At 46.4% G+C, this 12,288-nt stretch carries 10 protein-coding genes; all 10 read left to right on the top strand.

The features are described 5' to 3' along the window. The first annotated feature begins 4 nt into the window (after positions 1–4). Positions 5–1,201 carry a hypothetical protein gene (locus BFP95_RS16235; protein WP_065910422.1) on the top strand — a complete coding sequence of 399 codons (1,197 nt, stop codon included), beginning with the start codon at positions 5–7 and terminating at the stop codon, positions 1,199–1,201. Further along, complete coding sequence (locus BFP95_RS16230) at positions 1,198–2,535, top strand: hypothetical protein (RefSeq protein WP_065910421.1); 1,338 nt, start codon at positions 1,198–1,200, stop codon at positions 2,533–2,535. The genes BFP95_RS16235 and BFP95_RS16230 overlap by 4 nt, the downstream gene beginning before the upstream one ends. After that, entirely contained in the window at positions 2,532–3,395 is an 864-nt protein-coding gene (locus BFP95_RS16225) for an alpha-1,2-fucosyltransferase (RefSeq protein ID WP_065910420.1), read from the top strand. Before BFP95_RS16230 ends, BFP95_RS16225 begins: the two co-directional genes overlap by 4 nt. A gap of 426 nt (positions 3,396–3,821) precedes the next feature. Then, complete coding sequence (locus BFP95_RS16220; protein WP_065910419.1) at positions 3,822–5,231, top strand: mannose-1-phosphate guanylyltransferase/mannose-6-phosphate isomerase; 1,410 nt, start codon at positions 3,822–3,824, stop codon at positions 5,229–5,231. Then, positions 5,197–6,003 (top strand): glycosyltransferase, encoded by an 807-nt coding sequence (locus BFP95_RS16215; RefSeq protein WP_175405980.1) that lies wholly within the window; start codon positions 5,197–5,199, stop codon positions 6,001–6,003. Before BFP95_RS16220 ends, BFP95_RS16215 begins: the two co-directional genes overlap by 35 nt. A 21-nt stretch (positions 6,004–6,024) precedes the next feature. Next, positions 6,025–7,056, top strand: a complete 1,032-nt coding sequence (gene galE, locus BFP95_RS16210; RefSeq protein WP_083224226.1) for a UDP-glucose 4-epimerase GalE — start codon at positions 6,025–6,027, stop codon at positions 7,054–7,056. Beyond that, the gene (locus tag BFP95_RS16205) at positions 7,053–8,153 is read left to right on the top strand and encodes a glycosyltransferase family 4 protein (RefSeq protein ID WP_065910416.1); all 1,101 of its coding nucleotides are present in this window, start codon (positions 7,053–7,055) and stop codon (positions 8,151–8,153) included. The genes galE and BFP95_RS16205 overlap by 4 nt, the downstream gene beginning before the upstream one ends. A gap of 1 nt (position 8,154) precedes the next feature. Then, a complete protein-coding gene (locus BFP95_RS16200) occupies positions 8,155–9,111 on the top strand; it encodes an NAD-dependent epimerase/dehydratase family protein (protein WP_065910415.1) in 957 nt (318 codons plus the stop codon). A 41-nt stretch (positions 9,112–9,152) separates the two neighbouring features. After that, complete coding sequence (locus BFP95_RS16195) at positions 9,153–10,172, top strand: MraY family glycosyltransferase (protein ID WP_065910414.1); 1,020 nt, start codon at positions 9,153–9,155, stop codon at positions 10,170–10,172. A 100-nt stretch (positions 10,173–10,272) separates the two neighbouring features. Further along, positions 10,273–12,267 carry a polysaccharide biosynthesis protein gene (locus tag BFP95_RS16190; protein WP_065910413.1) on the top strand — a complete coding sequence of 665 codons (1,995 nt, stop codon included), beginning with the start codon at positions 10,273–10,275 and terminating at the stop codon, positions 12,265–12,267. Positions 12,268–12,288: the final 21 nt, after the last annotated feature.

Here is a 12,288-nt window from a genome sequence, read left to right as displayed (position 1 = left end):
AATCGTGGTGAAGGGTACGGTATTGATCTTAACTCAGGGGCGCTTCGGAGGGACGGATTTCCTCCTCGCACGCCTCAGTAATTGGTTGAAGTTCAACCAATACGACGTTGACGTAGTCACACCTGCCGATACAGCGAAACTGAAGGAATACGATATTGTCTTTCTTCCAACCTCCGAGATAAGTCGGCTCTGGCTTTTTGCAGCAACATCCGTAAAGTTTAAACACATCTGCGTATGGTGCATGGGGTATGCAGCATTTCGCGGCGCGTACTTATCCATAGCTGACGAAGAATATTCCCAGCACAATAGTACCAAGGGACTCAGAGGCAAGGTGATTGAGGCTTTAAAAGGAAGGGCGAGGCAATCACTTGCTACATTTATAAAATATGAATCTACAGTATTTACTGATGAAGTCGGAGCCTATGCTGATCTTGGTGCTTTGGCGATTAACAAAGATATACAAGATATAATTTGCCCAATTGTAATAGACAAAAGCCCGGCTGCGAATTTTGAATACTGTGCCCCGGCAGGCGTTCTTCGAGTTGGTTGGGTTGGCCGCGTTGATATGGATTTTAAGTTTTATGCCCTAGAGCGAGTTATAACTGATATGCGCTCTTTGAGGGAGGGGGTGCTAAGGCGATACCACAGGATTGTGTTTTATATTGTTGGTAGTGGCGACGCTATTGATGCTTTGAAGGAGCTTATTAATTCTGACTCAAGTATGGAGTATCATCTCATTCCGTCCATTGATAAAGACAACCTTAGTGGATTTGTCCGCGAGAATATTGATCTTATGTTTGCTATGGGGACCTCTTCTTTGGAGGCTGCCAAAAATAAAGTCCCTACTATAGTAGTTCCTCCCAGGGCGCGTAGAGGCGATTCACAGGTACCGCCGTACCGATGGGTGTCAGAGTCTAAAGGCTATTCATTGGGCGAGTTAAGTTATGCTGGTGTAAAGCCAGTACAACAATCTAACTCCATGGATGTGCTAATGGAGCAGTTTGTCGGAAGTGCAGATGAGATATCACGCGCGGCACATGAGTACTCGAAGCTTTTTGAGGCTGAATTGGTTTTTAGAAAAATGAATGACGTGGCGTGTAAAAGCATCCCTTCAATCATGATATATGTAAAGTCTTTCGAACTATTTGTACTGAATAGGTTGAAAACAGCCATCAAAATAGTGTTGAGGCGGTCTTTATGATTTTGGTCAAGAGAAGTGAGCTTATATTTGGCTTGTTTTTGTTGTTTAATTTTATTTTGACTCTATTTGTAGCTTTGACGTTGGGCGAGGAAGGTAGTTATATTGGTGGCTTTTTATTCAACATATTTCTAGTCTCTATCACACTGCTTCTTGGCCATTTTTGCTTTCAAGGAAATTATAAGGGCGCGTTAAGTATTCCTTCGCTTGTATCAATCTCAATATTTTTCTTCATGTGGGTTCGTCCATTTTTGACGTTGTTTTTTGATAAGGATGTCGTAGAAGCTGGGATAGTTTTAGGTGAAAGTTCTGTAAGTAAATCAATTGTTATACTGGCGCTGGGGTTTATATTCATTGCTTTTGGGTACCTCGTGACTCAGGGGGTAAGCTTGAAATTGGCAAGGGGGCTGGTAAAAATTCCAGTTCTAGCTATGCCTCGACTAGTCAATGGTGTAGTTATATTTTTTGCCTTATGCAGTGGGACGTACTTTTTAGCTAAGTCTTTCATCCTGGCTCAAAAATATATGGTTGGGGATTATTTTGCTGCACTGGAAAATCCTGAATTTCATGCGCATATTTTTACTTTTTTTATCGCAAAAAACCTTCTGTTGTTGTGGGGAGTTTTTGGAAGGGACTCTAATCGATTATTGATTATTTCATTTGTCTGGGTATTTTTCGCTCTAGGCTTTTTAATGATCGGTCTTCGAGGGTATTTTTTTGCATATTTGTTTTTATTCGTATTTGTTTATGGGTTGGAACGACGGATAAACTATTTTTTCTTAATGGCGTTGGGAATAGGTTCACTGATTTTTGCCAATATGTTGCTTGAGTATAGGTTAGGGTTTGAGGTCGCCAGTGGTGTAATGGCTAAGATATCTCAAACACTGCACGGGCAGGGCGCATCGTTCGAGGTTTTATATGGGGCAGTAAATTTTGATAGTGCAGTGACTCACTGTTTGGAATCTACGGACCAGTCGTTTGGCATATGCGTTGATCAGGCCCGTAGTATAAACTTTGTCAGTGGCGGTTTTTCTACAAGTTTCTTTGCTGAGGCTTACTATCAAGGATGGTTGTTCTATCTATTGTGGTGTCTACTTTTTGGGTGTTTGGTGCGCACATTGGACTGGGTGGCCGCAATATATAAAGAAAATCGTACTGCTCCTGGAAATCATGGAGGGGTTATCTTTTTGGTATTGTCAGTTTTGCCAAATCTTGTGTATTTTTCTCGCTCTAACATGCATGAGTTTTTACTAAAGTTTTTACAGGTTTCTATAGCGCTAGTGATCATTGGGGTTGTCTTGGCGAACGTAAATAAATATCGCGGAGTATCTAGGTGAGCCTGCATATTAACGTAATGCTTCAAGGTGGGTTGGGTAATCAGCTATTTCAATTTGCGTGGGGTCAGTATGTTAAGTCTGTTTCAGGGGGCAGCGTTTCATACGATAGCAAAATGCTGCTCGGTAAAGGTATTCATGGTGGAATTCGTTTATCAGATTTGATTGAGTTTGATCATGACGAAACGTCCGAAAGCTGTATTTTTTTTGAAAAAAGCATTGTTGCTAAAGCGGCCCGGTTAGTCGCCAGAAAGTTACGAGTACGTAAGTTGGGCGGGTATCTTCTCTATGATTATGATGCAGATACGGATTTTGATCATTCACGTAATGCTGTAAGTTCAAAGTTTCATTTTGGTTATTTTCAGTACGTTCAAAGCGCTTTGTTTTTTCGTGAAAAACTTCTCTCGCTGATACTTGATAAACATGCGGCGTTGCTCGTTAAGGGTAGAGAGCTATACTCTGACAGTATTGGTGTTCACGTTCGTCGAGGTGACTTCTTATTATCTACGGATCCTCGCCATGCAGTGATGGGCGAAGAGTTTTATTTCAGAGCTATTGAGCGTTTCGAAGGGCGCCGCTTTGTAATATTCACAGATGATAAAGAGTGGTGCGAGAAGGTATTCAAAGGACAGGATTTTAAGATTTGTGGATTGCTTGGGACTGAAGTGAAACCTGCAATCGCCGATTTTTTAAGCTTGATTTGTTGTAAGGATTACATTATCGGTGCGAGTACTTTTGCTTGGTGGGCTGCTTTTTTAAGTTTTAACAGTGATCCGCTGGTTTATATGCCGGACTTGAATCTGTCATTTCAAACTGAAGCAAGTAATAAGCTAATTGGCTGGAATTATATTTTAGGTGAGTAATGTCAGTTTAGTTTGATTCATGAGGTTTTTGAGAGGGGTGGGAGATGTTTTGTGTGGCCAGGTTGCCATTGTCTTTGTGTACGGCTTTGCGGCACTGCGCGGTTGAATGCTGGCGATTGAGTTATCGCGATTGCATTTTTTAATGCTGCTGAAATCAGTGTTGACGCATTCACGATGGCCAGCTTAGGCAAGGCAGCTGAGCATTGTCTGGCTGAGAAAACGCAGGGCCAGAACTGCTGCTTGAAAACCGCCACCATACTCGCATAATAGGTGACTCGCATTGCCTCCCCATTCACTTAAAAAGCTTTAGAGATTTTTGCTGAACAGTGACATTTGGCATGCATCCTGTAAATTCGCATCTCACCACGCTGTTCGGTTTCGAATAGGCGTCATAGGCCTCTTCGAAGGTAATCAAAGGACGATATTATGTTTGTTCCAATTATCATGGCGGGTGGTTCGGGCACTCGCTTGTGGCCGTTGTCTCGCGAGCTTCATCCAAAACAGTTTCTTCCATTGGTAGATAGCCAGTTTTCGATGCTGCAAGCCACAATCAATCGTTTGGATGGCTTGACCCATGCCTCGCCACAATTGATTTGCAATGAGGAGCATCGTTTTTTGGCGGCGGAGCAATTACGTCTGCTTGGTCTTGAGGAAATTAATATCCTGCTTGAGCCCGTGGGCCGCAACACCGCTCCCGCGATTGCCTTGGCGGCGCTTCAGGCGACGGCTGAAGGCTCTGATCCTCTAATGCTTGTGCTGGCTGCTGATCATCTTATCCAGAATATTGAAGCTTTTCATGATGGGATACGCACTGCGGTAGTATTTGCTGAAGCGGGTAAGCTCGTTTCCTTCGGTATCACGCCCACGAGGCCTGAAACCGGCTACGGCTATTTGCTGCGGGGGCCCTCAGTTGGGGATGGAGGGTTTGAGGTTGCTAGTTTTGTTGAGAAACCTGATGCAGAAACTGCTCAGGTTTACATTTCTAACGTCGGTTATTATTGGAACAGCGGCATGTTCATGTTCAGGGCCAGCCGTTATTTGGAGGAGTTGCAGACCTTCGAACCCGATATTCTTTTCTGGTGTCGTGAGGCACTGGCAAAAGGACAGCGGGACATGCACTTCACACGAATCGACCGCGAAGCATTCTTGCAATGCCCTGATAACTCAATTGACTACGCAGTGATGGAGAAGACTCAGCACGCTGTCATGATTCCGCTTGACGCGAATTGGAGTGACATCGGTTCATGGGCGGCATTATGGGAAGCCGGTACTCGTTCCGAAGAGGGCAACGTGCTGACGGGAGACGTGATTTCAATCGGAACTTCGAACAGTTATATTCATTCAGAGAGCCGTTTGGTTTCTACGGTCGGTATTAACGATCTTATCGTTGTCGAAACCAAAGACGCAGTACTTGTAGCTCATAAAGATCATGTTCAAGATGTAAAAAAGATTGTCGAAAAGTTGAAGGCGGACGGTAGAAAGGAGCACGTATTTCACCGTGAAGTCTACAGGCCTTGGGGGATCTATGATGCTATTGATAGTGGTCTTCGTTATCAGGTGAAAAGAATAACTGTTAAGCCAGGGCACAAGCTTTCAGTCCAAATGCATCACCACCGCGCTGAACATTGGATTGTCGTCAGTGGTACGGCCAAGGTCACAAATGGGGAAAAGACCTATCTTGTGACTGAAAATCAGTCGACCTATATCCCAATAGGCGGTGTCCATGCGCTGGAAAATCCAGGTGTCATACCTCTGGAACTTATCGAAGTGCAGTCGGGTTCTTATCTAGGAGAGGATGATATTGTCCGATTTTCAGATAACTACGGGCGGTGCTGAAGTGGGAGGTTTCGATGAAAAACAGGAACCGTTTTTTAGTGTTGTAATGTGTTGTAATCGCGATGAGGGTTATATTCATCAGGCGATTCAAAGTGTCTTGGAGCAGAGTTTCAGTTTTTTCGAATTCGTGATTGTTCTGAATCGTTGTACAGACGAATTATATGAATCTGTAGCCGCGATACAGGATTCGCGAATTGTATTGCTTCGTACAGAAATAGGTCAGTTGTCGTTTAATTTGAACGTGGGCGTCAATAGTGCGAGGGGTAAGTTTATAGTCAGATTTGACAGCGATGATGTCTGTCATATTGATAGGCTTGAGGAATCTCACAAAATTATTATAAAAGACCCAGAAACGGATATTGTTGCTGGCTCCTGCCGAATAATTGATGTTGACGGTAAAGTCGTTGGATCCCGAGTGCTGGTACAGCACGACTGGCGTTCTAGACTCGCATATGCGAACCCTTTTATACATCCGGCAACGGCAATCAGAAGAGATCTGATTCTTTCAGCGAGAGGGTACTTGGGTGGTTTTCAGAGTGAGGATTATGATCTTTGGATGCGATTGGCTAAGCGTAGAGATGTAAAGTGTGTGTTCACATCATTCCCAATGATTGACTATAGAGTTTCTGACTTTCAATCGAAGGGCAGTCGTCAGGCCTACGCAGAAGTTGCATCTTATTTTTTGAGAGAGCTGCTCATTGAGCCTGGCTTTAAAAGGCTAATCAGCCTCATTGTGTCTGTATTTAAAGTTTTTTTAAAGTCGAAAAAATAGTTTTCGGTGTGAGGTGGTTTCGTGAAAACAGTTTTAGTTACTGGGGGGACCGGATACATTGGATCTCATGCAATTGTAGAATGTCTTCAGAGTGGATATCAAGTAGTGGTCCTTGACGACCTCAGTAATAGTTCCAGTGAAGTACTGGTTAGAATCAAAGATATTACAGGTGTCAGCCCTATATTCTTTGAGGGGAGTATCTGCGATGGTGAGTTGCTTGCTAGAATATTTAGTGCCTATTCGATTGACTTTGTAATTCATTTTGCTGGCGTTAAGGCGGTTGGCGAAAGTGTTGAGGACCCTTTAAAATATTATAATAACAACGTACTTGGTTCGATTGTGCTCTGCCGCACCATGGCCAGTATGAATGTTTATAGGTTGGTATTCAGTTCGTCTGCGACTGTGTATGGCGAGTCCAGTGAAATGCCGCTTCGGGAGGACTCGTGCAGCGCCGCCCCGACCAATCCTTATGGGCGCTCTAAGTTAATGGTCGAGCAGATGTTGCTTGATTTGGCTAATTCTGATTCTCGATGGTCTATCGCAATTCTGCGTTATTTCAATCCTGTAGGTGCTCATGCAAGCGGATTGATAGGGGAACATCCCAAAGGCACTCCTAATAATTTGTTTCCTTACATTAGCCAAGTTGCTGTTGGTCTCCGTCCCTCTGTGTCTGTTTTCGGTAACGACTACCCGACTCCCGATGGTACTGGTATCAGGGACTACATCCATGTCGTGGACCTGGCTAAGGGGCATTTGTCTGCTTTGGATTATCTTGACATACATAATGGTTGTTTTTTGTGGAATTTGGGAACAGGGAGAGGCTATTCGGTCTTGGAGGTAATAACGGCATTCTCCACGATTAGCCAAATGGATATACCCTTCCAATACCTCAAACGTCGTCCTGGTGATTTGGCTGAGTGCTGGTCTAATCCGTCCAAAGCAGAGGAAGATCTAGGATGGACGGCGTCATTGGACTTGTATGCAATGGTTGGGGATTCCTGGCGTTGGCAGACTCTGAATCCTCGCGGTTATGATCGGGAGGAAGAGAATTGAGAATTTTGTATGTTATTACCCGTTCTGATGTTATCGGAGGGGCAAGCGTTCACCTTCTCGATCTTGCCACCGGCCTTCAAGACGCGGGGCATGAAGTCGTCGTTGTCGTAGGCGGCCACGGTATTTTTGTCGACCGGGCCAGAGAGCGAGGGCTTACATGTATTTGTGCGGCGCATCTGGTCCGACCGTTGAATGTGATCAGCGACTTTCGCTTTTATTTCGAGCTTCGGCGAATTGTGTTGGCATGGAAACCGGATATTGTTCATGCTCATTCTTCAAAGGCCGGAATAGTAGGGCGTTTGGTTGCGAAAAAACTTTCTATCCCGTGTGTTTTTACAGCACATGGTTGGGCTTTTACCGAAGGCGTATCAACGTCTCGACGCATGTTGTATCGTTGGATAGAGCGTGCGGTTGCGAACCTGACCAGCAAGATTATAACTGTCTCTGATTATGATCGTTCTTTGGCGCTGAGGTCAGGTGTAGGTGATGCAGATTTGATTGTCACGATTCATAACGGCATACCTTCGGTTAGAGAGACAGCCCCTGTCACGGGAACATCCGATGTAATACGGCTCATAATGGTCGCGAGATTTGATGCACCCAAAGATCATCTGTTTTTAATCCGCGCATTAGCGTCACTGGTTTGCCGTAATTGGACTATGGAGTTTGTGGGGGACGGCCCTACTATGCCGCAGGCTAAACGTCTTGTTTCCGAATTGAATCTGGAAGATAAGATCTCATTCTCGGGGGCGTGTTCTGATGTCTCCGAGCGGTTGTCTAAATCCGACGTCTTTTGCCTTATCTCGAACTGGGAAGGATTGCCATTAACGGTACTGGAAGCGATGCGTTCTGGCCTGCCGGTAATCGCGTCGCGCGTGGGCGGCGTTCCAGAGGCGGTGACACAGCAGGAGACCGGAATATTGGTGGACAAGCATGATCATGACGGCCTAGTTTCCGCATTGAGCACCTTGATCAGCTCGCACGATTTGCGTTCGAAGATGGGCGCCACGGGTAAATCAAGATTTTTTAGTGATTTCACTTTTGAGTTGATGCTTCAGCGAACAATCAACGTTTATTCAAACGTCATCAAGGTGTGATATGCGTGTTCTGGTAACGGGAGCCACCGGATTTGTTGGGCGCGGGTTAATTCGAGCATGCGTAGATTTTGACTGCATTGATGTAGTCGCCGCACTACGCAACGCCCAGAGTTACGGAGAGCCACACGTTGATGTTGTAGTCATTGGCGACATAAGCGAGGCTGCTAATCGGGGAAGCGCGCTTAAAGATGTAGACGTAGTCGTCCATCTGGCCGGTAGGGCGCATGTCGTAGGCGAGGCACATGCGGGCGCACTTGCAAAGTTCAGAGCCGTAAATCTAGAGGGAACCAGGAGGCTCGCCGAGCAAGCACGTGAGGCTGGAGTGAAACGATTTGTCCTTATCAGTTCGATTGGGGTCAATGGTGCTCAAACCCTAGGTAAAGCATTCAGGGAGGATTCAACTCCCGCGCCTCATGCAGACTATGCCGTTTCCAAGCTTGAGGCTGAGCAGGCATTACGCCAGATTGCTCAAGGCTCTGCGATGGAGTGGGTAATTGTTAGGCCCCCGCTCGTCTATGGCGCCCAGGCTCCGGGAAACTTTGGGCGACTGCTTAAATTGGTATCATCGGGCTTGCCTTTACCTCTTGCGGCGGTGGAAAACTCAAGAAGCATGATATCCCTAGAAAATCTGGTGCATTTTTTGCTTTGTTGTATCACTCAGCCAGCCGCTGCGAACCAGTTATTTCTGATTTCTGACGGTGTTGCAATGTCAACTCCGGAGATCATTAAACACCTGGCCGTGGGTATGGACATGAAAGCCCGTTTGCTTCCATGCCCACCAGTGTTGATGCGGTGGGGGGCCAGCCTGATTGGCAGGCAGGGTATGTATACTCAGTTATGCGAATCTCTGGTTATTGATTCAAGTAAAGCCAACTCTGTGCTCGAATGGGTCCCACCATTAAGCCCCAAGCTTGCGCTACAAAAATGTGGTCGCGAGTTCCTGGCGATAAAATCATGATGCAAATTAACTTTTCGTAGCTCCAAGGACGTGCCTTTTTTATGAGTGTGTGGTTTTTATTCCCTCTCGCAGTGTTTTTGTCCGCAGTGTTGACTGGCGGTATTCGCCGGTACGCCATTAGTCGAAGTCTGATCGACGTTCCTAATTCGCGCAGTTCGCATACAGTTCCCACGCCAAGAGGGGGTGGAGTCGCAATAGTGCTGACTTTTTTACTGTTCGTGCCTATCTTCGGTATGACAGGGTATTTGGAATGGCCCGTAATTTGGTGCATCCTCGGAGCAGGTATGGGCGTTGCAGCTCTTGGCTTTCTTGATGATCACGGTCATATTGCGGCTCGCTGGCGACTGCTTGGTCATTTCTTGTGTGCAGGGTGGGCGTTGTATTGGCTGGGCGGTCTTCCCCCGCTTGAGTTCTGGGGGGCAGCGATTGATCTGCAATGGTTCGGCGTAATTTTGTCTGCCTTCTACCTTGTGTGGTTGTTGAACCTATATAATTTTATGGATGGTATAGATGGACTTGCAAGCGTAGAGGCTATAAGCGCGTGTGTTGGAGTCTGCATTGTTTACTGGTTAACTGGCTTTACAGCTCTGATTGGACCACCGTTACTCCTGGCACTGGCCGTCAGTGGCTTTCTCATCTGGAATTTCCCTCCAGCGCGTATTTTTATGGGGGATGCAGGTAGCGGTTTTCTGGGAGTGATGCTAGGCGTTCTGTCACTTTACGCTGCTTGGAAGGCACCGTTTTTCTTCTGGGTATGGTTGGTTCTTTTAGGGGTGTTTATAGTTGATGCAACCTATACGCTATTTTCTCGCTTGCTGCAGGGGCGTCGCGTGTATGAGGCTCATCGAAGTCATGCTTACCAGCATGCGGCACGTAAGGCCGGCAATCATTTAGCGGTGACCGGAGTTGTTGCTGCCATCAATGTATTTTGGCTGTTGCCAATAGCGATCTGTATATCTGTGTATAGGCTGAACGGTCTGCTGGGGGTCGCTATTGCTTATCTACCATTGATAGTCTTAGCTTATAAGTATCGGGCTGGGACAGATAGTTACACCTCTTAATCAAGATGTATCAATTCTCGAATGACGGTCTGTATCCCGGTTAATAGGGAATCAATGGCCTGTTGTGCTAGAACAATAGCTGCGTAAGGTGCTGGAAATTATGGATAAAATCAGAGCATTTTTGCTGAGCCTCCCGCGTAGGCAAAAGCGAATCCTACAAGTCGCTGCTGACATTTTGCTGGTTTGGATCGCGCTGTGGATGGCTTTTTTGGTGCGGTTGGGGCTGGATGAGCTGGTTAATCCGTTTACTACGCACTTTTGGTTGTTTTTGAGCGCACCTATCGTAGCCATCCCGCTTTTCGTGCGATTTGGAATGTACCGTGCCGTTATGCGCTATTTTGGTAACGATGCACTTATCGCCATTATCAAAGCTGTCAGTTTATCGTCTCTCATTCTTGGCGTAGTTGTCTATTGGTATAGCAATCACCAGAACGTAGTTCCTAGATCTATCGTTTTTAACTACTGGTGGCTTAGTTTGATATTGGTCGGCGGACTACGACTGGCAATGCGCCAGTACTTTCTCGGTGATTGGTTCTCGGCGGCGCAACATATGCCCTTTACTAGTCGCGAGGATGGTTTGGCCAGGGTTGCGATCTATGGTGCGGGCGCTGCTGGCAACCAATTGGTGGCTGCATTACGGATGGGCCGTGTCATGCGCCCGGTTGCTTTCATTGACGACGACACCAGTATTTCCGACCGCGTAATTTCTGGGTTGCAGGTATATAAGCCTAAACATATTCAGCGCATGATTGAGGCTACAGGTGCTCAAGAAATTTTACTCGCAATTCCTTCTTCCAATCGCGGTCGTCGACGTGAAATTTTAGGGTTTCTAGAAGGTTTCCCTCTGCATGTTCGCAGTGTTCCCGGGGTTATGGATCTCGCCAGTGGGCGTGTAAAAGTTGATGACATTCAGGAAGTTGACATCGCGGATCTACTGGGACGGGATGCAGTGCCGGCGCAAGAGGACTTGTTGGAGCGCTGCATCAAGGGGCATTGCGTATTGGTCACGGGTGCAGGCGGGTCAATCGGCTCCGAGCTCTGTCGGCAAATACTGAGTTTACGCCCAACTACCTTGTTATTGTTCGAGCATAGTGAATTCAATCTGTACAGTATTTTGTCCGAGTTAGAGTTGCGAATTGCGAGGGAATCGTTGCCTGTTAAATTGCTCCCGATTTTAGGCTCGGTGCGTGATGAGAAAAAGTTAATAGATGTCATGAGGACCTGGCGCGTTGACACAATCTATCATGCCGCTGCATACAAGCATGTACCAATGGTTGAGCACAATATCGCGGAAGGGGTGTTAAATAATGTGATCGGAACGCTCAACACTGCTCAGGCGGCTTTGCAGGTCGGGGTCGCTAACTTTGTGCTTATCTCTACTGACAAAGCGGTTCGCCCTACCAACGTTATGGGAAGCACAAAACGTTTGGCTGAGTTGACCTTGCAAGCTCTCAGCCAGGAGGTGGCTCCTGTATTGTTCGGTGAAAAGTCTAATATTTCGCGAGTTAACAAAACGCGTTTTACGATGGTGCGCTTTGGCAACGTTCTGGGATCTTCTGGCTCTGTTATACCGTTGTTTTACAAGCAAATTAAGTCGGGAGGCCCGCTCACTGTCACCCACCCGAAAATCACGCGTTACTTCATGACTATTCCCGAGGCCGCGCAGTTGGTGATCCAGGCAGGCTCCTTGGGACAAGGCGGCGATGTTTTTGTTTTGGATATGGGAGCGCCAGTAAAAATTGTCGAACTGGCCGAAAAGATGATTCATCTTTCAGGCTTTAGCGTTCGCTCCGAGAAGAAACCTCATGGAGATATTTCCATTGAGTTCACTGGTTTGCGCCCGGGTGAAAAACTCTACGAAGAGTTGCTCATAGGTGATAATGTCATTGCAACACAGCACCCCATGATTATGAGAGCCAACGAGGACTATCTGTCTTGGGAGTTGCTAAAAGAGAAACTGTCTGAGTTGCTCATTGCAGTGGACAAAGATGACTATGCCCGCGTTCGTCAACTGTTACGTGAAACAGTAAGCGGGTATAAGCCTGATGGTGAGATTGTTGATTGGATTTATCAGCAGCGCCGTTTTGAGCCTTGAACCTAGGCAGCTTACGCCTTA

It is taken from the genome of Pseudomonas sp. 58 R 12 (genome assembly GCF_900005865.1).
GTDB lineage: Bacteria > Pseudomonadota > Gammaproteobacteria > Pseudomonadales > Pseudomonadaceae > Aquipseudomonas > Aquipseudomonas tritici.
The sequence above is the reverse complement of the archived record's forward strand: the minus strand, read 5'-3'. Positions and strand labels throughout refer to the sequence as shown.